Source organism: Ilumatobacteraceae bacterium (assembly GCA_033344875.1).
Classification (GTDB): domain Bacteria; phylum Actinomycetota; class Acidimicrobiia; order Acidimicrobiales; family Ilumatobacteraceae; genus Ilumatobacter.
Window position 1 is genome coordinate 2484184 of record JAWPMO010000001.1, and the last position, 23918, is coordinate 2508101.

The window sequence follows — 23918 nt, forward strand, 5'->3', positions numbered from 1 at the left end:
CCTTGGTTGTGTTGAGCGTTGGTGTTGTTGTTGTGAGTCGGGGTCGGTGACCGCCGAATGGGGCGAGGCACCGACCGTGTCGAGCGCATACCGGGGGGTCATGCGAGTTCTTGCTGTCGTTGGAGGGCCAGGCGCTCCTGCATGCGGGCCTGCGCCTGATCGATGACCACGGCCAGCACGATCACGAGGCCCTTGATCACCTGCTGCCAGAACGAACTGACGCCCTTCATGATCAGGCCGTCGCCGAGCACACCGATGACGAACGCACCGATCACCGTCCCGAGCACGCCGCCGCGCCCGCCGGCGAGGGCGGTGCCGCCGAGCACCACGGCTGCGATCGCGTTGAGTTCGAAGAACTGGCCGGTGGCCGGGTGCGCTGCGACGAGCTGGGAGGCCACGATCAAGCCGACGATCGCGGAGCAGAATCCGCTGATCATGTAGACCGACGTCTTGACGCGCTTGACCTTGATGCCGGAGAGTTCGGCGACCCGCTCGTTGCCGCCGATCGCGAACACGCGCTTGCCGAACGGGGTGCGGGTCGCGACGAACGCCGCCAGCAGACCGAGCACGACCATGATCCAGATCGACCAGTTGATGCCGAGCAACTCACCCGACCCGAGTTCGGCGAAGCCTTCGTTGCCGAGTTCCGGACGCCCGACGAGGTTCGGGAACGTGTTGCCGTCGTTGATCAGGAGCGCCAGACCGCGCGCCATGTAGAGCATGCCGAGCGTCGCGATGAAGGGCGCGACGTTGAGTCTCGTGATCAGGAGCCCGTTGACCGCTCCCATCAGCGACCCCGCAGCGAGCGACAGCACGATCACCAGCCAGATCGACGGATAGGCGACCGAACTCGAGAACGGCAACGCGATCCCTTCGTTGATCAACATGCCGGCGACCATGGCGGTGAAGCCGACGATCGAGCCGACCGACAGGTCGATGCCGCCGGTCAGGATCACGAACGTCATCCCGATGCCGAGGATCGCGTTGATCGCCACGTGCTTGCCGATGATCTCGAAGTTCGCGGCGTTGACGAAGTTCGGCACGATGATGCTGAACACGACCACGACGACGATCAGCACGATGAACGCTCGCGCCTTGAGCAGCAGTTCCTGCACGTCGGTCCTGGTGAACTTGCGGCCCGGCGGTGTCAGCACCGCCGGATCCGCGTGCGCCGAGGTTGGCGTGGTCATCGAATCGTCTCCCCTTTGTCGGTGGGCCGGTGCCCGGCGGCGGATGCGGCGACGAGGGCTTCCTCGGTCGCTTCACTGCGGTGGAGGGTCGCGGTCAGTCGGCCCTTGCTCATCACGAGAATCCGGTCGGACATCGCCAGGACCTCTTTGAGTTCCGACGACACGAAGACGACGCCGAATCCTTCGGACGCCATCTTCGCCATCAAGGCGAAGATCTCGGCCTTGGCGTTGACGTCGATGCCCCGACTCGGCTCGTCGAGCAGGAGCACCCGCGGCGAGGTGAGCAACGCCTTCGCGAGCACGACCTTCTGCTGATTGCCGCCGCTGAGCGACGTGATGAGCTGGTTGGGCGACGCCACCCTGATCCCGAGACTGGCGATCTGCTCGGCCACCGCCTCGCGCTGGCTCGACGTCCGGAGTGCCGGCACGACGTCACCCAGGTGATCCTCGAGTGAGGCGAGCACCATGTTGTCGGCGACCGACAGTGGCTGCACCAAACCGTCTCGCTGCCGATCCTCCGGTGCGAGGATGATGCCGGCCTTGATGCGATCGAGCACCGTGGACGACTCGAGCAACTCGCCCGACAGGTAGACGTCGCCGGTCGCGTCGCGATGGCGGCCGGCGAGGCACTCGAACAGCTCCGATCGGCCGGCGCCCATCAGCCCGTAGATCCCGACGACCTCACCGGCGTGGACGCTGAACGAGACATGATCGACGACGTAGCCGCCGTTGCGGATCAGACAGAGGTCCTCGACCCGCAGGCGCTCCTCACCGACCTCGCCGCCGTGGCCTTCGAACAGTTCCGCCGGGTCCTTGCCGACCATCTTCCGGATGATCCACGGAACGTCGACCGCATCGATCTTCGACTCGTCGACGAGTTGTCCGTCGCGCAGCACCGTGATGTAGTCGCCGATCTCGATCAGTTCTTCGAGCCGATGTGAGATGTAGACGATCGCCACACCGGCCGTCGTGAGGTCGCGGATCACGCCGAACAGCTCTTCGACCTCGGCCGCGCTGAGCGCCGACGTCGGTTCGTCCATGATCAGCACCCGCACCTCGTGGGTGAGTGCCTTGGCGATCTCGACCACCTGCTGCTGGCCGATCCGCAGGTCGCCGACCAACATGTCGGGGTCGATGTCGTGACCGAGCCGCTGGATGATCTCGCGGGCGCCGTCGCGTTGCGCCGACCGGTCGATGCCACCACGACGGGTGATCTCCCGACCGAGATAGATGTTGTCGGCAACGGTCAGGTTCGCGCACAGGTTGAGTTCCTGGTACACGATGCCGATCCCGTGATCTTCGGCATCACGTGTGGAGTGCAGCTCGATCGGCTCGCCGTCCATCAGCAGTTGCCCGCTCGTCGGCCCCTGGACGCCGGCGACGATCTTCATCAGCGTGGATTTGCCGGCGCCGTTCTCGCCGACGAGCACGTTCACCTTGCCGCGACGCACCCGGAAGTCGACGTCGCGCAACGCCACCGTGCCGGGGAACACCTTGGCGATCTGCTCACAGCTCAGCACGACCTCGTCGTGCACCTCGTCGGCAGCGACGTCGATGTCCGTGTTCATCGTCATCCCGCCATCTCGATCCGGACGGGCACGATGCGGATCGACGACAGGTCGATCTGGACGAGGTTGAAGGTGCGGATCGCCAACGCACCCATGAACGAGATCTGCCGGCCGGTCAGGTCGGTGTCGGCCAACGGGTTCAGCACGTCACGCACGATCCGCTTGTTGATCTCGCTCGCGACCTGTCCGTACTCGGTCTGCGTCTTGAAGTCGCCGAAGTCGATGGAGCCGACGCCGTCTCGCACCGACGTCTCGTCGGATGGGATTCTCGTCCCGGCGTAGATCACGACGTCGGTCGGCCCGTCGTAGCCGTCGAGTGCGATCGTTGCGAATCCGCGGTCGCTGACCTCGGTCACCGTTCCCGTACCCCGCACGAGGTAGACGTGCGCCTCGCCGACCGTGATCGTGCCGTACTCCTCGGTGACCTGGACGAGTTGCGCCTTGTCGCCGTTGCCGCCGGCATCGACCTCGATCGCGTCGAGCACGGTCGCCAACTCCTGGGCCTCGTCGTCGATCGTCGGCAGCAGCGATGACTCCCAGATGTCGTCGACGTACACGACGGGATCGAACGCCTCCGATTGCTGCTGGGCCGAGAGCTCACCCTCGTCGACGATCACGAGCGCCGACGGCAACGCCGCCACGAACGCCACGGCGGCGATACCGGCGATCCAGCGACCCTGGTGCTTCATGAGTTCGCTCCCGTTGCATGGAGGTGGGCGTCGGGCGAGTCGGCCCCGACCGGCACCTCGTTCGTGTTCCAGCCGCGCGACCGTTCGACCGCCTCGCCCCAGCGTGCGTGAGCGAGCTCCCAGTCGCGATCCGGCGCCGGCCGGAACTCGGTGACCGCCGGCCGCAGTCGGTCGACGTCGTCCAGCGACGGCCACCATCCGATCTGGTGCCCGGCGAGGTACCCGACACCCACGGCGCTGAGATCGGTGGTGGTCGGCCGGACCACGACCATGCCGGTGACGTCGGCGACGAGCGAGGCGAGCAGGTCACTCCGCATCGCTCCGCCATCGACGTGGAGTCGTCGGCCCGCCGAGGACGGCGGCAGAGCGTCGAGCACGTCGCGCACTTGGAAGGCGATCGATTCGTAGGCTGCTCGAGCGAGATCGCCGGCGACCGAGCCGCGGGTGAGGCCGACGATGGTTCCCGTCGCCGTGGCGTCCCAGTGCGGCGCACCGAGGCCCGACAGGGCCGGGACGAAGTAGACGCCGGCTGCCGCCCCACGATCTGCGGTCGCCTCGCGTTCGAACCTCGCGAAGTCGTCGGTCGTGCCCGTCAGGCCGGCGACGCAGTCGAGCGCTGCCCCGGTTGCGTAGATGTTGCCTTCGAGCGCCCGGATCGCTTCGACACCGTCGGCGGTCCGGCGGGACCAGCCGATCGCCCGGGAGAGCCCCGCGACCTCCCGATCGTCGGCCACGGGAGCGAGGACGGAGGTGCCGGTGCCGAACGTCGCCTTGACGCTGCCGGGTCGCAGTGCGCCGTGTGCGACGAGCGACGCGTGCGAGTCACCGGCCACCGCGCAGACGGGCACTCCGCTCAGCTCGGCGATCGCGCCGGCGCCGAACTCCGCCGCTGAAGCGAAGACCTCGGGCAGCGCGGCGCGTGCGATCGAGAACATTTCGAGCAGCTCGTCGGACCACTGCAACGTCGCCAGATCGAGGAGCTGCGTGCGCGAGGCGTTGGTCAGGTCGGTCGCATGGACCCGTCCTCCGGTCAGGTTCCAGAGGATCCACGAGTCGACCGTCCCGAGACAGATCTCGCCGGCCGCCGCGCGCCCGCGACCGTCGGGCACCTGGTCGAGCAACCACGCCATCTTGCCGGCGGCGAACATCGGGGAGAGCGACAGCCCGCTGAGCCGACGGATGCGCTCACCGGATCCGGACGCGGCGAGCCGTTCGCACAGCGGTTGGGATCGACCGCACTGCCAGCTGACGACGGGACCGAGCGGCTCACCCGTCGATCGATCCCAGATCACCGCCGATTCACGTTGGTTGGCAACGGCGACCGCGACGAGATGCGGGCGTTCGAGCGCGATGAGGCACCGCTGCGCGGCCGACGCGGTCGCCCGCCAGATCTCGGCGGCGTCGGACTCGACCCAACCGGGCCGCGGGAACGACAGTCCGGCGTGCTCGGTCGCCTCGGCCACGACGCTGCCGGTGCGGTCGAGTGCGATCGCCTTGGTGTTGGTCGTGCCCTGGTCGAGGCAGAGGATGATCTCCCGCTCGGGCATCGCGGTCATGACCGCCCCGCGATCAGTTGCCGAGCCGCTTCGGCGATCCCGAGCGCGTCGAGCCCGAAATGGTCGAGCAGCCACGGCGCCGAACCCGTCGGGGCGAACCGAGTGACGCCGAGCGACCGCACTGGCACCGGGTGACCGGCGACGACGCACTCGGCGACCGCGCCACCGAGGCCGCCGCGGACCGACGCCTCTTCGACCGTGACGATGGCGCCCGTTGTCCGTGCCGCGTCGAGCACGGCCTCGTGGTCGAAGGGGCTGAGCCAGGCGAGGTTCAGGACTCGCGACTCGATGCCGTCGGTGGCGAGCAGTCCGGCCGCGGCGACCGCCCGCTCGACGACCACACCGTTCGCGATGATCGTCACGTCGCCACCATCACGGAGGCGGATCGCCCGACCGACCTCGAAGGCGGCGTCGGACGGATTGACCCGAGGTACCGGGATCCGGCTCGTCCGGATGAAGCACGGCCCATCGCTGTCATGTGCGCGCCGTAGCGCCTGAGCGGTCTCGATCGGATCGGCAGGGACGACCACGTTCAGCCCGAAGATCGCCCGGAGCCAGGCGAGGTCCTCGATCGAGTGGTGGGTGGGCCCGAGCTCGCCGTACGCCATGCCGCTCGACACCCCGACGACGGTGACGTTCGCCGCCGAGTACGCGAGGTCGACCTTGATCTGTTCGAGCGCCCGACCCGTGACGAAGCACGAGGCGCCGAAGACGTACGGCATCATGCCGCCGTTCGCCAGCCCGGCGGCGATCCCCACCATGTTCTGCTCGGCGATGCCGACGTTGATCAGCCGGTCGGGAAAGCGTTCACCGAATCCGCCCAGCTTCGATGACCCGACCGAGTCGTTCGCGACCGCGCAGACGCGCTCGTCGGCCTCGGCCAGCTCGATCATCGTGGCCGCGATCGAATCGCGGCAGTCGAATCGCGGTGCGTCGGTGAAGACCTCGTCGGCCGCTGCGGTCACGCGGTGGCCCCCAACTCGTGCAGGGCGATCTCGTACTCGTCGGCGGTCGGCACACGATGGTGCCAGGCGACGTTGTCGGTCATGAAGCTGACCCCGTGTCCCTTCTCGGTCCGGGCGATCACGCAGTTGGGGCGCCCGTCCGCGTACGGCGTCGCGGCGAACGCTGCGGCAAGCGCCGGGTGGTCATGGCCGTCGACCTCGTGCACCATCCATCCGAACGAGGCGAACCGTTCGGCGAGCGGGTCGAGGCGCATGGTGACCTCGGTCGGTGCTCCCTGCTGGAGACCGTTGCGGTCGACGATCAACGTGAGGTGATCGAGTTCGAACTGCGACGCCGCCATGGCCGCCTCCCACATGCTGCCCTCCTGGAGTTCGCCGTCGCCACAGAGCGCGAACGTGCGCCACGAGGCGCCGCGCAGCTTCGCCGCGATCGCCATCCCCACCGCGACCGGCAGGCCGTGGCCGAGCGGGCCGGTGCTGGCCTCGACGCCCGGCACCTTGAGCCGGTTCGGGTGTCCGTTCAGCGTCGACTCGGGTTGCGCGAAGGTCTCCAGCAACTCGTGCGGGATGAAGCCCGCCTCGGCCAGCGTCACGTACAGCGCCCCGGCCGAGTGCCCCTTGCTCAGCACGAAGCGGTCGCGGTCGGGATCCTCCGGCGCATCGGGGTCGATCCGAAGCGTGTCGAAGTACAACGCGGTCAGCACGTCGATGGCGGAGAAGTCACTGCCGACGTGGCCGAGACCCGCGGCGTAGATCATCCGCAGGTCGGACTCGCGGATGCGGCGCGCTCGTTCGCTCAGCGACACGATCTCGGTCACGAGCGCCTCAGATCGAGGAGCGAACCGAGGATCTGACGCTGCGTGGCGAGCGCATCGTGACGGTCCTGCGCCTGACGCAGGGCATCGAGATCGAGTTGATCGAGTTTGGCCGACATCGCCTCGATCACGTCGATGCTGAGTTGCGCGGCTCCGACGGGGTCTTCGCGGAACGGGAACTGGTCGAGCAGGATCGGCTGATCCCAACCGATCTTGCGCACGGTGTTCAGGAACTCGAGCGTGTCGATCGGGTGCACGCTGCCGACGACGAGATCGTCATCCCACTCGAGGAGGTTGTCGTTGATCTCGACGCTCACGAGGCGGCCTCGGCGATGGATCAGCTGCAGCATCTCCGACGGCGACTCCTTGGCGAACAGAGAGTGCCCGAAGTCCATGACGATGCCCAGGTTGTCGCAGCCGATGTCATCGATCGCGAGGAGCGTCTTCGCCCCCGTCGACAGCGTCATGTGGAGGCGCGGCTCCTTGAGTTTGTACTCGATCGCGAACTGGGTGTCCGGCGCACTCCGGACGACGGCGCCGATGCCCTCGACCTCGTGGTCCCACACCTGCATGTGGTCGACCTGGAACGGGTAGTCGTGGCCGTCCTGGCCGGGCCAGAACTTGACGTAGTCGGCGTCGAGCTCGCCCGCGACGTCGACCGCCTGTTTGCACAGGTCGATCGCCTCCCGACGCACCGCGACGTCGGGATGGGTGAAGCTGCCCTTGGCGAAGCGGCGCGAGTAGATCGCCGGCGTCACCGCGATGGCGCGCATACCGTGTTCGTCGAGCACCCGGCGGACGTCGGCGGCCGAGATGTCGGGCGACGTGAACGGATAGTTGATGTCGAGATGCGTCAGGCCGCGCACCTTGCTCGCGGCCACGATCGCCTCGAGCGTGCTGACCTCGTCACCGTACGCATCGGTGGCGTACCGGTCGACGAACTGTCCGAAGAGCCAGAGGCCCGCGCCGAACGCCATCGGCTGGTCGTTGCTTGTCATCGAAAGTCCCCCTCAGCCGTCCCCCTCGAACGGTCTGATGGATATCGAAGCAGGTGACGAATAGTCAGTCAACACTGAATAAATATTCAGTGTTGATGCGTCTCGTCCGAACACGCGCCCGGGCGCGCAAACGGCCCAGGAACCGGGGGGTTCCTGGGCCGTCCGGCGATCGAGCGGGCGCCGGGGTTACCGAGGTGTCACGCGTCGGCCGGCACCGGTCGGTTGGCAGCAGCGGACTGCTCGCGGTAGGCGTCCTGCCAGTCGACATCCTTCGGCGCCGTGAAGAATCCACTGCGTACGTCGGCGAAGGTGTCGGGATCGTCGACACCCGGGGCGAACCCGGTCTCGGCGAAGTTCCGTGCGGCGTGCAGGATCCGCCGTCGTGTCCGCACGATCATCCGGTCGGACGGCACGAGATGTTCCTTCGTGTGATCGGTGATCGCCCCCATGCTCTCGGTGAGGCCGGTGTTGCTGAGGCCGAAGATCGGCGTGCCGTCGGGACGGGTGGCGTTGGCCTTGCGGGCCCGCGTGCCCCCTTCCATCCCAGGTGCACACACATCGTGGGTTCGTCGTCCATCGGCACCCACGCCCTGGCGTGCACGTTGTTGGCGAACGGAGGGGCCGGCGTCTGGCTCCAGAACGGGAACAGGTAGTTGGCCACCCGCCAGTAGGTCTCACCGGCGCTGGTCTCGCGGTGCGCACCGTACGACGTGCCCCAGTCGGTCTCGATCGCGTGGTACTCGGGGGCTCGATTGACCACCGTGTACCGCACCAGGTCGTCGTCGGCGAAGTCGTTGCCGTCGAGGTGGCCGGCGTGGAGGAACCCGAAGTGCGACGTGTCGATGTCGCCCTCGAGTGATTGCAGCCAGTTGCAGTCACGTTGCGCCCACGCGAGTTGCATGTCGTCGATCGGCATCATCGTGGCCTCGAGCATCGGGAGCGGCGGCGGCGTTTCGCGCGGACCCATGTACACCCAGATCAATCCGTTGCGCTCTTCGACCCGGTGGCTCTTGGCCTTGACGGTCTGCTTGAAGCCCTCCTCCTGCGCCGGCGGGAGGTTGGGGATCTCGATCGCGCGGCCCTCGGTGTCGAACTTCCAACCGTGGTACACGCACCGGAGGCCGCCCTCCTCGTTGCGACCGAGGAACATCGACGCGCACCGATGCGGATCGGTATTGCCTGCAATCTGACGAGGTCAACTCGGGGCGTTCGGGAGCCGATCGGCGACCACTCGATGATGACACCCGTCCTCACCCGTGACATCGTCGGTCGGAAACCCGAGCGAACCCGACGACGCCGCGTCGAACCGGCCGACCGATCCCCCAGGACTGGACCCCATGACCCGAACCCCCGACACCGTGCCCGGCTGGACGTTCGCCGACGTCTTCGAGTCCGTCGCCGCCGCACTGCCCGACGCTCCGGCGCTGCTCCACGGCACGCTGACACGCACCTGGGCCGAGTTCGACCGGCGCGCGGACGGCATCGCCCGATTCCTGCTCGATGCCGGAGCCGGCCACCAGGACAAGGTCGCGTTCTACCTCTACAACCGGCCCGAGTACATCGAGCTGTTCCTCGCGTGCTCGAAGGCGTCGCTCGTGCACGTGAACACCAACTACCGCTACGTCGACGACGAGTTGGTCTACGTCTGGGACAACGCCGACGCCGGCGCCGTCGTCTTCCAGGGCGCGTTCACGTCGACGATCGAACGGATCAGGGACCGCGTCCCCGACGTCCACACCTGGCTGTGGGTCGACGACGGTGAGGGGTCGTGCCCCGACTGGGCCACCGAGTACGAGACCGCCGCCGCCACTGCGACGACCGGTCGGGTGACCGCACCCGCCGGGCGCAGTAGCGACGACCTCGTGCTGCTCTACACCGGCGGCACGACCGGCATGCCCAAGGGGGTCATGTGGCGCCAGGACGATCTGTTCCTCGTCACCGACCGGGGCAATCGCCACGCGCTCCCCGAGACCCCGGACCTCGACGAATCCGGACGATCACCCGCCGCGATGGCACGGTGCCGGAAGCCCGGCCCGATCGGACTGCCGGCGTGCCCGCTCATGCACGGGACCGGGTTGCTCAGCTCGCTCAACACGATGGCACTCGGCGGCGCGACGGTGACGCTCGAGAGCACCCGTTTCGACGTCGAGGAGTACCTCGACGTCATCGACCGGCAACGCGTCAAGAGCACGATCATCGTCGGCGACGTGTTCGCCAAGCCGATCCTCGCTGCCCTCGACGAGCACCCCGGGCGCTGGGACATCTCCTCACTGCGCCTGATCGTGTCGTCGGGCGTGATGTGGAGCGCCGAGTCGAAACAGGCGCTCCTCGATCACCATCCCGGCCTGATGCTCGTCGACTCGTACGGCTCGTCCGAGGCGCTCGGCATGGGGTCGTCGATCTCGACCGGTGACCGTGCGGCCAAGACCGCCAGCTTCCGGCTACGCGACGACGCGGTCGTCATCACCGACGACGGACGGCTCGTCGAGCCGGGCTCGGGCGAGATCGGTCGGGTCGGGCTCACCGGACGAACCCCGGTCGGGTACTACCGCGATCCCGAGAAGTCGGCGGCGACGTTCCCCGTGATCGACGGCGTGCGGTACTCGGTGCCCGGCGACTTCGCCACCGTCGAGGCCGACGGCTCGATCAGCCTGCTCGGGCGTGGTTCGGTCTGCATCAACAGCGGCGGCGAGAAGATCTTCCCCGAGGAGGTCGAAGAGGTCCTGAAGCGACACCCCGCCGTCGCCGACGCCGTGGTGGTCGGCGTGCCCGACGACCGTTTCGGCCAAGCCGTGAACGCCGTGGTGCAGCCGACCGGCGACGCGAACGAGGCCGATCTCATCGCCCATGTCAAGGCGCACCTCGCCGCGTACAAGGCCCCCAAGCGGGTGTTCACCGTCGCCAGCCTCGAACGCGCTGCCAACGGCAAGGTCGATTACCAGGCCTGGGCGACCCACGCCGCGAGCCGACCCTGAACGACGCGAGACAGCACCCCACCATGACGAACACCGACGACATCCACGACCTCCACGACCTCCACGACCTCCACGCGCTCCTCCGCTCACACCGGTCGATCCGGACCTTCACCGACGAAGGCGGTCCCCGATCAGGTGGTCGCCGACCTCGTGCAGTCCGGGCTCTGCGCAGCGACCTCGAGCAACCTCCAGGCCACCACCGTCATCCGCGTGCGCGACTCCGAGCACCGGGCCCGCATCGCGGAGGTCACCGGTGGGCAGGCCCACGTCCGGGACGCGCCCGTGTTCCTGGTGTGGTGCGCCGACCTCCACCGGAGCCGCATCGCGTGCGAGATGGCGGGCGGGACGATGGCCGCCGGCATGACCGAGCAGTTCATCATCGCCACCGTCGACGTCGCCCTGGCCGCCCAGAACGCGGTGGTCGCCGCCGAGGCGACCGGACTCGGCATCTGCTACATCGGAGGCATCCGGAACGACCCGCAGGTGGTCACCGACCTCCTCCGACTGCCCGACGACGTGTACCCGGTCTTCGGCATGTGCATCGGTCACCCCGGCCAGGATCCCGACGTCAAACCGCGGCTGCCGCTCGATCTGGTCCTGCGAGACGGCGTCTACGACGACACGGGCGACCGGGAGCTCATCGCTGCCTACGACGACCTCATGCGTCGGTACTACCGCGGCCGCACCGGCGGTTCGAAAGACACCAGCTGGAGCGACGCGATCGCCGGGCTCGTCGGCGGCGAACGGCGGCCGCACATGCGCGAGTTCCTCCGCCGCCGCGGCTTCGAACTGCGCTGACCCACCTCGACGCCGTCCGCGCGTCGCGGCTCGCCATTACCCACCCGCCGTGATGGTTGATTCGTTTCAACAGAATTGGTCAACCGGTTGCGCGCGTGACGGACCCGGTTCTACAGTGGCCGCGTGACGCCGCGGGTCGACAAGACGGTCGAAGAGATCACGACGGCCCTTGGCGGCGCGATGCCGTCCGACACCGTCGTCTCCGAAGTCGCTCGTCGACTCCTGGCCTACGTCACGAGCGGCGACATCGAACCCGGCACCCGCCTACCACCCGAGCGGCAACTCGCCGCGTCGCTCGGCGTCGGTCGCTCGGCGATCCGTGAGGCGCTCGCCGCACTCGACATCCTCGGCATCGTCAACGTCCGCCCCGGCTCGGGCACCTATCTGCGCGGCACCGCCTCCGAGCTCCTGCCCGAGACACTCAGCTGGGGGCTGATGCTGAGCGACGACCGCACCCACGACCTGATCGAGATCCGCCAGGGGCTCGAGGTCCAGGCTGCACGGCTCGCCGTGCAGCGGGCCACCCCCGACCACATCGAGCGACTCCGCCGGTGTGTCGCAACCATGAGGCAGACGATCCCGTCGCTCGACGGGTTCGTCGAGGCCGACATGGCGTTCCACCTCGAACTCGCCGACGCCAGCGGCAACACGGTCCTCAAAGACCTGCTGCAGACCGTGCGGGCGCTCCTGCGGGTCTGGGCCGATCGAGTCGTACGCGACCCGGCCGACGCCCGGTTCGCGGTCGACGAACACGAGGCCGTCCTCGTGGCCATCGAGCGACGAGACGAAGACGCCGCCGCTGCAGCGATGTCCACCCACATGACCACCGCCGGCGAACGCCTGCTGCGCGCGGTCGGAAACTAGGCGCGGCGCACGACCTCATGGGCACCCGCATGAATCCGTGTGACCGGTCCGTCCTCGTCGCCGGCACCAGCGAGATCCCTCCGCCGCCGGCGAACGTGAGCGTCGGATCGATCACGGCCCTGCTCGACGCCGGGGCGCTGCGACGTCTCGCGATCGGCCCGATCGAGGTGGTGCGGCGGATCGACTTCACGGTTCGCGACGAGAACTGGTCGACGTACACACCGATCGTCACCCACGAGCAGCTCGACACGATGCCCGACGGCTTCCGGTTCGAACAGCACTTCGACGTCGCCGACGAAGCGCTCGCCTGTCGCGTCGTGTTCGAGGGTTTCGCCGATGGCACGATCCGCGCCGTCGGCGAGGCGACCGCTCGCCGCGACTTCTCGACCAACCGGACCGGCTTCACGATGCTCCACCCGATCGCAGGGATCGCCGGGCGGCCCGTCGAGGTGACGCGATCCGACGGACTGCGACAGCCGGCGACCATGCCCGATCTGATCGCTCCTACGCAGCCCGTCCGTGACTTCATCGGCCTCGAGTTCGAGATCGAGGGCGTGCCGGTCGTGATCGACTTCGCGGGTGACACCTTCGAGATGGAAGACCAGCGCAACTGGTCGGACGCGTCGTTCAAGACCTACTGTCCGCCGCTGCGAGAGGACGGCCTCTACGTGATCCCGGCCGGCTCGACCATCCGCCAGGAGATCGACATCCGCATCGGAGTGCCCGGGTGCCCGCCGACCGCATCGGCGCCACCGACCGGCGACGCGGCCGCCGGCGTCACGATCGGTGGACCGCTCGACGAGGACCTGCCGACCTTGCTCCTCGCCGCCGAGCGCGGTTGGCTCCCCGACGGCGTCGGAGCCGCTCGGCTCGCGTCGCTCGGCGCCCTGCTCCTCCGGGTCACGCCGACCGACGCGCCAGACCTCCTCGAGCAGGCCGGCGCCGTGCTCGCGGGCCGCACCACCCTCGACCTCGAGATCGTCCTCGACGACGCGCCCGCCGGACCGCAGCTCGACGCCGTCGCCGACGCATGCCGGCGGGCGGGTGTGACTCCCACCCACGTGGTCGCGCTGCCGTCGACCTACCTTCGGAGCCACCAGCCCGGCGGCACATGGCCGAGCGGACTCACGCCGGCCGAGGCGTTCACCGCCGCCCGAGCCGCGTTTCCCGACGCGTCGGTCGGCGCCGGGATGCTGACCAACTTCACCGAGTTCAACCGTCACCGACCCGACGGTCTCGATGCAGATCACTTCACCCACGGCAACTCGGCGATCGTGCACGCCGCCGACGATCTCAGCGTGACGCAGACCCTCGAGGGCCTCCGTGAGATCTTCCGGAGCGCCCGGTCGATCATCGGCGACCGGACGTACCGACTCGGTCTGACCGCGATCGGCATGCGGACGAATCCCTACGGCGCAGCGGTCTCACCCAACCCCGATCAGCGACGGGTGACGATGGCCACGTACGACCCGCGCGCCCGCGGCCTGTTCGGCGCGGCGTGGGCGGTCGGCGTACTGGCGGCGACCGAGGGGCATCGCATCGAGGCGATCAGCTTGGCCGCGCCCACCGGACCGTTCGGACTCCTGGCCGAGCCGGGCCCCGTCGACCGGCCCTGGTACGACGATCACGCCGATGCCGTCGCCCACCCCGTCTTCCACATCCACGCCGCGCTCGCCGCCGGCGGTGCCCGGCACCGGGTCGTCGGCCTCCCCGACGGGCTCGCCGGGGTCGCGGTGGTCAGCGCCGATGAACTCCGGGTCGTCATCGCCAATCCGACCTCGACCGCTCGCACCATCTCGATCGACGTCGGAGGACGGCACGCGCTCCTCGACACGGCCACGTTCGCCGCCGCCGCGGCCGACCCCGCCTGGCTCGACCGGGCAACGACCGATCCCACACCGACCACACTCACGCTCGAAGCGTCCGCGGTGCTGTTCATCCGACGCGACGCCGACCCAGGGAACACCCGATGACCGCCGACACCCCCGACCGACTGATCTCCTTCTACGGCGACGACTTCACCGGTTCGTCCTCCGCGATGGAGGTGCTGGCCTTCGCCGGCGTGCCGACCGTGATGTTCCTCGAGCCGCCCGGCCCCGACGAGCTCGCCCGATTCCCCGACGTGCGCGCGATCGGAATCGCCGGTGTGGCGCGTTCGCGCACCCCGGAATGGATGCGCACCCGGCTGCCCGACGCGTTCCGAGCGTTGGCGGACTTCGGCGCACCGGTCGCCCACTACAAGGTGTGCTCGACGTTCGACTCGTCACCGACCGTCGGCTCGATCGGCACCGCGATCGACGTCGGCGCGCCGATTCTCGGCAACCGTTGGCACCCCCTCGTCGTCGGCGCGCCGGCGATCCGTCGGTACCAGGCGTTCGGCAACCTGTTCGCGGGCATCGACAGCCGCGTCCACCGCCTCGACCGGCACCCGGTGATGCGTCGCCACCCGGTCACGCCGATGGACGAATCCGACCTGACCGTGCACCTCGCCCGACAGACCGACAGGTCGATCGGCCTGGTCGACCTCGCGTCGATGGCGGCCGGCGACGCCGACACGTGCCTGGCGGGAGCACTCGCCGACGGTGCCGAGATCGTCGCGATCGACGTGATCGACGACACCACACTCACCGAGGCCGGTCGGCTGATCTGGCGCGACGGGCACGGGCCGGTCTTCGCCGTCGGTTCACAGGGCATCGAGTACGCCCTCGTCGCCCACTGGCGAGCCATCGGGCTCCTACCGAGCACGGTCGAGACACCGACGTTCGCGCCGGTCGATCAGATCCTGTGCGTGTCCGGGTCGTGCTCCTCGGTCACCGCAGCCCAGATCGCGACCGCCGCAGCGGCCGGCTTCACGATCATCGACCTCGACGTGACCCGATCGGTCGATGAGGCCACCTGGGCCGAGGAACTCTCACGAGCGACCGAGGCGACCTTCGCCGCGCTCGCCGGCGGCAACGACGTCATCGTAGCCACCGCCGGTGGTCCGATCGACGAGGCGACGGCTCGGCTCACCGACGCGCTCCGGGTCTCCGGCGTGGCCGCGGAGACGGCCAACGATCGCATCGGGTCGGGTCTCGGTCGGATCGTCGCCGACGTCCGACGGACCACCCGCCTGCCCCGCGTCGCGATCGCCGGCGGCGACACGTCCGGGCACGCCATCACGGCGCTCGACGCCACCGCACTGTCGGCGATCGCCCCACTCGCCCCGGGCGCTCCACTCTGTGCGGTCCACTCCGACGACGCCGACATCGACGGCCTCGAGGTCACCCTCAAGGGCGGCCAGATGGGCAGCGCCGACTTCTTCGAACTCGCCAAGCGCGGACTGGCATGACACGCCGCCGAGCAGCGCTCGTTCCCCACCCTCCACGACAACGAAAGAGGTTCAGTTCATGATCAGCATTGCTTTGTTCGGTGCGGGCGGCAAGATGGGTGTTCGTCTCGCGACGAACCTCGCCGACTCGCCGTACACCGTGCACCACATCGAGGTCAGCGAAGCCGGCCGGCAACGGCTCCTCGACGAGACCGGCCTGACCTGCACCACCCAAGCCGACGCGCTCGCGGACGCCGACGTCGTCATCCTCGCCGTACCGGACCGGTTGATCGGCACGATCCTGGACGGCTTCGTCGACGAACTGCGCCCGGGTACCGCGGTGATCATGCTCGACGCCGCAGCACCATCGGCGGGCAAACTCCCGGATCGGGCCGACCTCACCTACTTCGTGACGCACCCGTGTCACCCACCGATCTTCAACGACGAGACCGACCCCGAAGCCCAGACCGACTACTTCGGCGGCTACAAGGCCAAACAGAACATCATCTGCGCGCTGATGCAGGGCCCCGAAGACCACTACGAACTGTGCGAACAAATCGCCCGCGCGTTCTACGCACCGGTGATGACCGCACACCGCTGCACCGTCGAGCAGATGATCGTGCTCGAACCCGCCCTGTCCGAATCGGTCGGTGCCACGTTTTCGTACATGCTCCGCGCGGCGGTCGACGAAGCCACCCGACGCGGGGTGCCAGAGCAGGCTGCACGCGACTTCCTGCTCGGCCACCTGTCGATCCTGTTGGCGGTGTCGTTCGATCTCCAACCCGGCGGTCGACTGTCCGACGGGTGCATGCTCGCGATCGAAGAAGCCAAACCCCTGATCTTCCACGACGACTGGCTCAACCGCATCTTCGACCCCAACGCCATCACCGCCTCCGTCGAATCCATCGTCCACTGACCCACGACGAACGCACGACCTGACCGAGACGACCCGAGGGCCGCTCGCTCAGCCGAACTTGCTGAGCGCGGCGGCCAACTCGGGGTGCGTGGTCGCGTACTCGTCGAGCGGGATGTCGGCCTCGGCGGCGTCCCACGCCTGACGAGTCGCGGCCACCCCTGCGGCCGGTCCCATCGGATGGCCGTGGATGCCGCCGCCACCGAGGTACATCAGGTCGAGGGTGCGGCCGGTGCGCTGGTACGTCTCGGGCGCCTGCCCGCCCCATTGCCCCGAACACACGACCGGCAAGGGGCGGTCGGCGTCGGAGAAGATCGGCGTCATGCAATCGTGGAACGACCGCACGAAGCTCTCGTCGGGCTCCCAGTACTTCGCCCGGATCCCGTTGATCTGGAACTGGTCGACGCCGAGCAGGCGCCAGATCTTCTGGTAGGCCCGGAACTCCATGCCGAGGCCCGGGTGGCGGGTGAGGATGTCCCATCCGTTGCGATGGGCGTGCAGGCACAACTGCGACCGGCGACGGAGGAACGACATCCCGCCGTACCCGATCGAGTTGATGTTGATCACCGCGGCGTTGCCACCCGCGGCGACCACGGTGTCGTGATTGGCCATCATGGTGTCGGGGTCGGCCGACGAGATCCCGAACGCGTACATGACCCGCTTGCCCGTGCGCTGCTCGTGCTCGTCGATGACGGGCATGATCGCGGCCACCCGGTCGGCCAGCGACGAGTAGCCGGGGCTCATCAGCTTCTCGTCGTCCTTGATGAAGTCGACGCCCGCTTCACACAGGATGCGCACCACGTCGGCGGTCTCGTCGGGGAGCAGACCGAGCGACGGTTTGATGATCGACGCGATCATCGGGCCGGCGTCGACGCCCATGAGCCGGCGCGAACCTTCGATGCCGAACTGCGGACCGGGGTGGCACGCCCACTCCTGCGGTAGGTCGATGTCCATCACCCGGATGCCGGAGAGGCCCTTCGCCGCGTACACGCCACCGATCGCGATCGTCATCAGGGCGGCGACGTCGGTGCCGACTGCCTCGAGCGGGTACGAGATGACGGCGTCGGCGCGGTGGTACGGGCCGCCGCCCCCGGGGTCGGGAATCGACGGGACGTCGAGCGGTTCGAGCGCTGTCACCTCGACGACACGAGCGGCGCACCGGGCCTGCACCTCGTCGGTCTCGCCCGGCAGATCGGTGAACGTGCCCGTCGACTGATCGGAGGCGATCTTCGTCGCGGCCGCCGCGGGATCACCCGAGGTCTCGATGCGGTAGGTGACCCTGATCTCCGAAGCTGTCATGCCGTCCTCTGCGGTTCGGTCCGCGGATTGAATCGTTTCGTTCTCTTCATTATGACCCGTGGAACGGGCATCGAACGGATGAGTACCATCGAATCCGGCCGACGTGGAAGTGGGGATGATCGTGCAGACCAAGAAGATCGTGAACGATGGCGCCGACGCGGTCGACGAGATGCTCGACGGCGTGCTCGCCGCCCATCCCCGACATCTCGAACGGGTGGACGGCAGCACCCGCGCGGTCGTTGCCCGCTCGGGCCCCCGGCCCGGCAAGGTCGGCCTGGTCGTCGGCGGTGGATCCGGGCACGAACCGACGTTCCTCGGCTTCGTGGGCCGGGGACTCGCCGACGCGGCGGCGGTCGGCAACGTGTTCGCGTCGCCGCCTCCCGACCCGATCCTGGCGTGCACCCGTGCCGTCGACGGTGGCGCCGGCGTGCTCTACCTCTACGGCAACTACGCCGGCGACGTCATGAACTTCGACATGGCCGCCGAGATGGCGGCCATGGACGACATCGAGGTCCGCACGGTGCTGACGACCGACGACGTGGCCTCGGCGCCACGCGACCGGCGCGAACAGCGGCGCGGCGTGGCCGGCAACTTCTTCGTGTTCAAGGTGGCCGGCGCAGCCGCCGACCGGATGATGTCACTCGACGACGTCGAACGACTCGCACGCCACGCCAACGACCGCACGTTCACGATGGGCGTCGCGCTGAGCCCGTGTTCGCTCCCCCAGACGCGACGACCGAACTTCGAGATCGGCGACGACGAGATGGAGATCGGCATGGGCATCCACGGCGAGCCCGGCGTCGAGCGCGGGCCGCTGCAGTCGGCCGACGCCATCGTCGACGAGATGCTCGATCGGATCCTCGACGAGATGGCCCCTCCCGCCGGCGACCGGGTGGCCGTGCTGGTCAACGGTCTCGGCGGCACGCCGCTCATGGAGCTGTACATCATGAACCGACGGGTCGAACAGCGGCTCGGCCAGGCCGGTGTCGGCGTGCACGCCACCTGGGTCGGCAACTGGTGTACGTCGCTCGAGATGACCGGCGCATCGGTCACGTGCCTGCACCTCGACGACGAACTGACCGAACTGCTCGACCGCCCGTGCGACGCGGCGATGTTCCGGGTGCCGTGATGCCCCTCGACACGACAGCGCTCCGCCGCATGTTCGCCGCGATCGACCACGACGTGGCGGCGGCCGGCGACGAACTCTGCCGCCTCGACGGGTTGATCGGCGACGCCGACCACGGCGTCACCATGGCGCTCGGGTTCGGCGCCGCTCACCAGGCGGTCGCTGCCCTCGACCCGACCGCCGACCCGACGGCCCTGCTGAACGCGGCCGCCTTGGCCTTCCTGAACGCCACCGGCGCGTCGTGCGGGCCGTTGTACGCGACGGCGTTGATGCGAGCGGCAGCTGCGGTCGCGGGCCGACGCGAACTCGACGACGCCGACGTGATCGCGGTCGTCGGTGCGATCGCGACCGGCATCCGCGATCGCGGCAAGGCCGAGCCCGGCCAGAAGACGATGCTCGACGCGTGGGTGCCCGCCGCCGATGCGGCGAACGCGGCACACGCCGACGGCGAGCCGCTCGGCGTCTGTCTCACCGCCGCCGTCGACGCCGCCCGCGCCGGGGCGGAAGCGACGCGCGACATGGCCGCGGCGGTGGGTCGGTCGCAGCGACTCGGCGATCGAGCGCTCGGGCACGTCGACCCGGGCGCCGCATCGGCCGCGATCGTCGTCGAGGCGATGCGCCGCTCGCTGACGACCTGATCGCCGGCTGCGACCGATCAGCAACCGAGGTATTTGGCCTCGACCTCGTCGATCGCGTCGACGTTGCCGGCCGAGCGACCCGCTGGGTCGAACGTCTGGGCGAGGAACGCGTCGGCGACCGCCTTGGCGAGCTCCGGCCCGATCACCCGAGCACCCATCGTGATGATGTGGGCGTTGTTCGACAACGCCGCTCGCTCGGCCGAGTACGTGTCGTGGGTCAGCGCGGCCCGGATGCCCGGCACCTTGTTGGCCGAGATGCACACACCGATGCCGGTGCCGCAGACCAGGATGCCCCTGTCGTAGGTGCCGTCCTTGACCAGGTTGGCGACCCGGTCGGTGAGATGGGGGTACAGCTGTTCGGCGTCGGTCTGCGGTGCGCTCAGGTCGTCGACCTCGTGCGTGTCGGCGAGATGCTCGGCGATGATGCCGGCGAGTCCGATGCCGGCGCTGTCACCGGCGACTGCGATCTTCATGGGGGTCTCCTGGTCGTCGTTCGAATCGAGGGTGTGGGTCAGATGGCGGCGGATGCCCGCTGCAGTATGTCGATGTAGCCGTCGGCGGCCCACGCCGACCGACCGATGAACAGGCCGTCGACGTGCGGGCGGGCGATCAGTTCGGCGGCGTTGTTGGGGTTGACGCTCCCGCCGTAGAGCACGGGCGGCTCGGCGGGCAGCAGGGCGCCGGCGACCCGCTTGATCAACGCCTGCTGCCGGTCGGCGTAGTCGGACGAGGCCGGGATGCCGCGCTCGCCGATCGCCCACACGGGCTCGTAGGCGAACAGGATCCGTGCCGGCCGCTGGGTCTCGTCGAGGAGCCGGAGCGCTCCCTCGGTCTGCGCCGTGAGCACCTCGTCGGCGCGACCGGACTCGCGCTCGTCGAGCGTTTCGCCGACACAGATCAGCGGTACGAAGCCGTGACGCACCGCTGCTTCCGTCTTGAGTCCGACCGTGTGGTCGGTTTCGCCGAAGTGTTCGCGGCGCTCGCTGTGACCGAGTTCGACGACGTCGACGCCGCAGTCCCGCAGTTGCACCGGCGAGACCTCGCCCGTCCACGCGCCGGCGTCGGCCCAGTGCATGTTCTGGGCGCCCACCTTGACCCGCGTGTCGGCGAGCGCCCGCTGCACGTCGCGGACACAGGTGAACGACGGGATCACGAACGGTTGGATGCGATCGTCGGCATCGGGCAGGAACGCTCGGAGCGACTCGGCGAACGCGAGCGCTTCGGCCAGCGTCTTGTTCATCTTCCAGCTGGTGCCGACCCAGTAGTTCACGAGAGCACCTCGGTCGCTTGGCGGGTGGCGGAGTCGCCGACGGACGCGGGATCGACGGGTCGGTCGAGACGCCGGAGGAAGCAGGGAGTCGCTCGGATTCTGCCAGGATATGCGCGCGACGACGGGTCGATGCGGTTCGGTTGAAACGGTTCATGACAGGAGGACGGGATGTTCGGAGAGATCGAGGGCACGGGATTCGAGGTGCTCGATCCGCGGTTCGGCGAGCTCTTCGCGCCGCACATCCGTGTCGAGCGGCTGTGGACCGGCGCCCGCTGGAGCGAAGGACCCGCGTGGTTCGCCGCCGGGCGCTACCTCGTGTGGTCCGACATCCCGAACAACCGAATGCTGCGGTACGACGAGACCGACGGTTCGGTGTCGGTGTTCCGCTCGCCGTCGAACAACACCAACGGCAACACGGTCGACCCCCAGGGGCGCCTCGTCAGCTGCGAACACCTGACGCGTCGCGTGACCCGGACCGAGCACGACGGATCGATAACAGTCGTCGCCGACCGGTTCGACGGTAAGCGGCTCAACTCGCCGAACGACGTCGTGGTGCGCTCCGACGGTTCGATCTGGTTCAGCGATCCGTTCTACGGCATCGCGACCGACTACGAGGGCGAGATCCAGGAGCGGGAACTCGACGGCTGTCACGTCTATCGCGTCGACCCCGACTCCGGCGAGGTCACCCGGGCCACCACCGACATGGTGCTGCCGAACGGTCTGGCCTTCGGGCCGGAGGAGCGCACCCTGTTCATCGCCGACACCGGGGCGACGCACACGCCCGGCGGTCCGGCCCACATCCGCCGGTTCGAGGTCACCGACCACGGCACGCTGACCGGCGGCGAAGTCTTCGCGACGAGCGCGTCCGGCCTGTACGACGGGTTCCGGGTCGACACCGCCGGGCGGGTCTGGACCAGCGCGCTCGACGGCGTGCACTGCTACGACCCCGACGGCTCGCTGATCGGCAGGATCCACATCCCCGAGATCGTCGGCAACGTCACGTTCGGCGGTCGCCGACGGAACCGACTGTTCATCTGCGGCACCTCGTCGCTGTACTCGGTCTACGTGTTCGCGACCGGCCTCGCCATGGGCTGACCGCGCGGCTCGCTCCCGATGATGGGCGCCGCGATGATGGGCGCCGCGATGCTTCACTGAGGAAAGCATCTCGGTAGCCTCGCTCGGGTGCCTTCCGCCGGCCACGACGGCCCCACCCTCGAACTTGCCGCACGGCTGCGCGCCGTGATCGTTCCGCTGGGTCGCTCGCTGCGCCAGCAGTCGGGCGGCCGGTTCACCCCCACGCAGGCATCGGTGCTCGGCACGGTGCTCCGCCACGGTCCGATCGCCCTGTCGGCGCTCGCCGCCCGCGAGCAGTTGTCGTTGCCGATGGTGTCCAAGGTGGTCGCCCTGCTCGAGTCCGAACAGCTCGTGGTGCGCACCACCGACCCGACCGACGCGCGGGTGTCCCGGATCGCCATCTCCGGCGACGGCCGAGCGTGGATCGAGGAGACGCGCGGCCGCCGTGACCAGTGGTTGGCGGATCGGCTCGCCGAAACGAGCGCCGACGAGCGCGAGGCCGTGGCACGAACCGTCACGACACTCGAACGGATCCTGAGGGATCCGGCGTGACCGCGACCGGCACCGGGCTCGGCGACGCGGACCCGCACACGGGCGTCCCCCGCTCGGCGGGGCGGACGCCGATCTTCCGCGGCTGGAAGATCGCAGGCTCCTCCGCGATCATTCTCGCGTTCCAGAGCTCACTGATCCTGCAGGCGTTCGGCAACTACGCCGTCGTCCTCCAAGACCGATTCGGTTGGTCGAAGAGCACGATCTCGGTGGCGTACTCCTTCAACCGGGCCGAGAGCGGGCTGCTGGGTCCGGCGCACGGATGGGCGATCCAACGCTTCGGCACGAAACGGATCATGCAGCTCGGTGCCGTCATCGTCGTCGCCGGGTTCATGTGGTTCAGTCAGATGTCGTCGCCCGTGTCGTTCGTGCTGTCGTTCTTCGTGATCGCGATCGGAGCCGGGCTCTCCGGTTTCATGACGGTCAACACCGAGGTCGTGCGATGGTTCGAGCGTCGACGGGCACGCGCCCTGTCGCTCACCAGCATCGGCATCGCTGCGGGCGGACTGTTCGCCCCCGTGCTGGTCGCCGCGCTGACCCACCTCGGGTGGCGCACGACCGCGGCACTGTCGGGCCTGGCGCTGGGCGCCGTGACGCTGGCGATGTCGCGACTGTTCGGCTCGAGCCCCGGCGAGCACGGACTCCCGATCGACGGCCTCACGGATCCGCCGGCCGCCGTTGGCCGTCAGGCAGCTTCCCTCTCGGCGGCACACCTCACCGCCGGGCAGGCCGTGCGCACGTCGGCCTTCTGGTTCCTCGCGATCGGCCACGCCTCGGCGTTGCTCGTCGTGGGCTCCGTCGTCGCCCACCTCTCGTTGTTCCTCACCGAAGAGCAGGGGTACACGCTGCAGGGAGCGAGTTTCGTCCTCGCGGGCATCACCGTCAGCCAGGTCGTCGGGATGCTCCTCGGGGGCGCGGTCGGCGATCGACTCGACAAGCGCTGGTTGTGTGTGGCGGCGATGTTCGGCCACGCGTCCGGCCTCCTGATGCTGACGTTCGCCGCATCGGCCGCGTGGGTGTGGTGCTTCGTCGTGCTGCACGGGTTGGCGTGGGGCATGCGCGGGCCCCTCATGAGCGCGATCCGCGCCGACTACTTCGGATCGAGCGCCTTCGCCCAGATCATGGGCTACACGTCGATGGTCCTGATGGTCGGCGTCGTCGGCGGCCCACTCTTCGCGGGCATCCTCGCGGACGTGACCGGCAGCTACCGAACCGGCTTCACGATCCTGGCGGTCCTCGCCGGGAGCGGCAGCGTGATGTTCGCGCTCGCGAAGCCACCGGGGCCACCCTCCGCCCCGCTCACGTCCGGCTGATCGGGCTG

The 23918-nt window shown here is 68.8% G+C and carries 22 protein-coding genes and 1 pseudogene; 11 read left to right on the top strand and 12 right to left on the bottom strand.

Annotated elements, in window-relative coordinates; all coding sequences use genetic code 11:
• Positions 1-98: 98 nt before the first annotated feature.
• The 9 genes from R8G01_11700 to R8G01_11740 form a co-directional block, all read right to left on the bottom strand.
• Positions 99-1190, bottom strand: a complete 1092-nt coding sequence (locus tag R8G01_11700; GenBank protein ID MDW3214658.1) for an ABC transporter permease — start codon at positions 1188-1190, stop codon at positions 99-101.
• Entirely contained in the window at positions 1187-2764 is a 1578-nt protein-coding gene (locus R8G01_11705) for a sugar ABC transporter ATP-binding protein (protein ID MDW3214659.1), read from the bottom strand. Before R8G01_11705 ends, R8G01_11700 begins: the two co-directional genes overlap by 4 nt.
• Positions 2761-3447 (bottom strand): DUF2291 domain-containing protein, encoded by a 687-nt coding sequence (locus tag R8G01_11710; GenBank protein MDW3214660.1) that lies wholly within the window; start codon positions 3445-3447, stop codon positions 2761-2763. The genes R8G01_11705 and R8G01_11710 overlap by 4 nt, the downstream gene beginning before the upstream one ends.
• Positions 3444-5003 (bottom strand): FGGY family carbohydrate kinase, encoded by a 1560-nt coding sequence (locus R8G01_11715; GenBank protein ID MDW3214661.1) that lies wholly within the window; start codon positions 5001-5003, stop codon positions 3444-3446. The genes R8G01_11710 and R8G01_11715 overlap by 4 nt, the downstream gene beginning before the upstream one ends.
• On the bottom strand, positions 5000-5968 hold the full coding sequence (locus tag R8G01_11720; GenBank protein MDW3214662.1) for a transketolase C-terminal domain-containing protein: 969 nt from the start codon (positions 5966-5968) through the stop codon (positions 5000-5002). Before R8G01_11720 ends, R8G01_11715 begins: the two co-directional genes overlap by 4 nt.
• Entirely contained in the window at positions 5965-6786 is an 822-nt protein-coding gene (locus R8G01_11725; GenBank protein MDW3214663.1) for a transketolase, read from the bottom strand. Before R8G01_11725 ends, R8G01_11720 begins: the two co-directional genes overlap by 4 nt.
• Entirely contained in the window at positions 6783-7781 is a 999-nt protein-coding gene (locus tag R8G01_11730; protein ID MDW3214664.1) for a TIM barrel protein, read from the bottom strand. The genes R8G01_11725 and R8G01_11730 overlap by 4 nt, the downstream gene beginning before the upstream one ends.
• Before the next feature lie 197 nt (positions 7782-7978).
• Complete coding sequence (locus R8G01_11735; protein MDW3214665.1) at positions 7979-8230, bottom strand: hypothetical protein; 252 nt, start codon at positions 8228-8230, stop codon at positions 7979-7981.
• Entirely contained in the window at positions 8176-8967 is a 792-nt protein-coding gene (locus R8G01_11740) for a Rieske 2Fe-2S domain-containing protein (protein MDW3214666.1), read from the bottom strand. The genes R8G01_11735 and R8G01_11740 overlap by 55 nt, the downstream gene beginning before the upstream one ends.
• Before the next feature lie 151 nt (positions 8968-9118).
• On the opposite strand from R8G01_11740, the gene R8G01_11745 reads away from it, so the two are divergent.
• The 6 genes and pseudogenes from R8G01_11745 to R8G01_11770 all read left to right on the top strand — a co-directional run bounded on the left by R8G01_11745 (position 9119) and on the right by R8G01_11770 (position 16644).
• Entirely contained in the window at positions 9119-10756 is a 1638-nt protein-coding gene (locus R8G01_11745) for an AMP-binding protein (GenBank protein MDW3214667.1), read from the top strand.
• Positions 10757-10879: 123 nt separating this feature from the next.
• Positions 10880-11554 (top strand): annotated as a pseudogene (nfsA, locus tag R8G01_11750) (oxygen-insensitive NADPH nitroreductase).
• Positions 11555-11677: 123 nt separating this feature from the next.
• Positions 11678-12418, top strand: a complete 741-nt coding sequence (locus tag R8G01_11755; protein MDW3214668.1) for a FadR/GntR family transcriptional regulator — start codon at positions 11678-11680, stop codon at positions 12416-12418.
• Between the two features lie 29 nt (positions 12419-12447).
• The gene (locus tag R8G01_11760) at positions 12448-14391 is read left to right on the top strand and encodes a hypothetical protein (GenBank protein ID MDW3214669.1); all 1944 of its coding nucleotides are present in this window, start codon (positions 12448-12450) and stop codon (positions 14389-14391) included.
• Positions 14388-15749: a four-carbon acid sugar kinase family protein gene (locus tag R8G01_11765; GenBank protein ID MDW3214670.1), complete on the top strand. Its 1362-nt coding sequence runs from the start codon at positions 14388-14390 to the stop codon at positions 15747-15749. Before R8G01_11760 ends, R8G01_11765 begins: the two co-directional genes overlap by 4 nt.
• A gap of 58 nt (positions 15750-15807) precedes the next feature.
• Complete coding sequence (locus tag R8G01_11770) at positions 15808-16644, top strand: phosphogluconate dehydrogenase C-terminal domain-containing protein (GenBank protein MDW3214671.1); 837 nt, start codon at positions 15808-15810, stop codon at positions 16642-16644.
• Positions 16645-16692: 48 nt separating this feature from the next.
• On the opposite strand, the gene oiaX is transcribed toward R8G01_11770, so the two are convergent.
• Positions 16693-17940 carry a 3-oxo-isoapionate-4-phosphate decarboxylase OiaX gene (gene oiaX / locus R8G01_11775; GenBank protein ID MDW3214672.1) on the bottom strand — a complete coding sequence of 416 codons (1248 nt, stop codon included), beginning with the start codon at positions 17938-17940 and terminating at the stop codon, positions 16693-16695.
• A gap of 115 nt (positions 17941-18055) precedes the next feature.
• Between oiaX and R8G01_11780 the strand changes: the two genes are divergently transcribed.
• Both R8G01_11780 and dhaL read left to right on the top strand, forming a co-directional pair.
• Complete coding sequence (locus tag R8G01_11780) at positions 18056-19069, top strand: dihydroxyacetone kinase subunit DhaK (protein MDW3214673.1); 1014 nt, start codon at positions 18056-18058, stop codon at positions 19067-19069.
• A complete protein-coding gene (gene dhaL / locus R8G01_11785) occupies positions 19069-19704 on the top strand; it encodes a dihydroxyacetone kinase subunit DhaL (GenBank protein MDW3214674.1) in 636 nt (211 codons plus the stop codon). The genes R8G01_11780 and dhaL overlap by 1 nt, the downstream gene beginning before the upstream one ends.
• Positions 19705-19721: 17 nt before the next feature.
• On the opposite strand, the gene R8G01_11790 is transcribed toward dhaL, so the two are convergent.
• Positions 19722-20177 carry an RpiB/LacA/LacB family sugar-phosphate isomerase gene (locus tag R8G01_11790; protein ID MDW3214675.1) on the bottom strand — a complete coding sequence of 152 codons (456 nt, stop codon included), beginning with the start codon at positions 20175-20177 and terminating at the stop codon, positions 19722-19724.
• 38 nt (positions 20178-20215) lie between these two features.
• The gene (locus tag R8G01_11795; protein MDW3214676.1) at positions 20216-20974 is read right to left on the bottom strand and encodes a triose-phosphate isomerase; all 759 of its coding nucleotides are present in this window, start codon (positions 20972-20974) and stop codon (positions 20216-20218) included.
• A gap of 168 nt (positions 20975-21142) precedes the next feature.
• On the opposite strand from R8G01_11795, the gene R8G01_11800 reads away from it, so the two are divergent.
• The 3 genes from R8G01_11800 to R8G01_11810 all read left to right on the top strand — a co-directional run bounded on the left by R8G01_11800 (position 21143) and on the right by R8G01_11810 (position 23910).
• Positions 21143-22069, top strand: a complete 927-nt coding sequence (locus tag R8G01_11800; protein ID MDW3214677.1) for an SMP-30/gluconolactonase/LRE family protein — start codon at positions 21143-21145, stop codon at positions 22067-22069.
• An 87-nt stretch (positions 22070-22156) separates the two neighbouring features.
• Positions 22157-22600 (top strand): MarR family transcriptional regulator, encoded by a 444-nt coding sequence (locus tag R8G01_11805; GenBank protein MDW3214678.1) that lies wholly within the window; start codon positions 22157-22159, stop codon positions 22598-22600.
• Positions 22597-23910: an MFS transporter gene (locus tag R8G01_11810; GenBank protein MDW3214679.1), complete on the top strand. Its 1314-nt coding sequence runs from the start codon at positions 22597-22599 to the stop codon at positions 23908-23910. The genes R8G01_11805 and R8G01_11810 overlap by 4 nt, the downstream gene beginning before the upstream one ends.
• The last annotated feature ends 8 nt before the right edge of the window (positions 23911-23918 follow it).

What these genes read in the sequence shown, in the direction of transcription:
- R8G01_11770 (MDW3214671.1), top strand. Translation starts at nt 15,808, where the DNA reads ATGATCAGCATTGCTTTGTTCGGTGCGGGCGGCAAGATGGGTGTTCGT.
- R8G01_11715 (MDW3214661.1), bottom strand. Translation starts at nt 5,003, where the DNA reads ATGACCGCGATGCCCGAGCGGGAGATCATCCTCTGCCTCGACCAGGGC.
- dhaL (MDW3214674.1), top strand. Translation starts at nt 19,069, where the DNA reads ATGCCCCTCGACACGACAGCGCTCCGCCGCATGTTCGCCGCGATCGAC.
- R8G01_11780 (MDW3214673.1), top strand. Translation starts at nt 18,056, where the DNA reads ATGATCGTGCAGACCAAGAAGATCGTGAACGATGGCGCCGACGCGGTC.
- R8G01_11710 (MDW3214660.1), bottom strand. Translation starts at nt 3,447, where the DNA reads ATGAAGCACCAGGGTCGCTGGATCGCCGGTATCGCCGCCGTGGCGTTC.
- R8G01_11700 (MDW3214658.1), bottom strand. Translation starts at nt 1,190, where the DNA reads ATGACCACGCCAACCTCGGCGCACGCGGATCCGGCGGTGCTGACACCG.
- R8G01_11745 (MDW3214667.1), top strand. Translation starts at nt 9,119, where the DNA reads ATGACCCGAACCCCCGACACCGTGCCCGGCTGGACGTTCGCCGACGTC.
- R8G01_11790 (MDW3214675.1), bottom strand. Translation starts at nt 20,177, where the DNA reads ATGAAGATCGCAGTCGCCGGTGACAGCGCCGGCATCGGACTCGCCGGC.
- R8G01_11765 (MDW3214670.1), top strand. Translation starts at nt 14,388, where the DNA reads ATGACCGCCGACACCCCCGACCGACTGATCTCCTTCTACGGCGACGAC.
- R8G01_11800 (MDW3214677.1), top strand. Translation starts at nt 21,143, where the DNA reads ATGTTCGGAGAGATCGAGGGCACGGGATTCGAGGTGCTCGATCCGCGG.
- R8G01_11735 (MDW3214665.1), bottom strand. Translation starts at nt 8,230, where the DNA reads ATGGGGGCGATCACCGATCACACGAAGGAACATCTCGTGCCGTCCGAC.
- R8G01_11760 (MDW3214669.1), top strand. Translation starts at nt 12,448, where the DNA reads ATGAATCCGTGTGACCGGTCCGTCCTCGTCGCCGGCACCAGCGAGATC.
- R8G01_11730 (MDW3214664.1), bottom strand. Translation starts at nt 7,781, where the DNA reads ATGACAAGCAACGACCAGCCGATGGCGTTCGGCGCGGGCCTCTGGCTC.
- R8G01_11705 (MDW3214659.1), bottom strand. Translation starts at nt 2,764, where the DNA reads ATGACGATGAACACGGACATCGACGTCGCTGCCGACGAGGTGCACGAC.
- oiaX (MDW3214672.1), bottom strand. Translation starts at nt 17,940, where the DNA reads ATGACAGCTTCGGAGATCAGGGTCACCTACCGCATCGAGACCTCGGGT.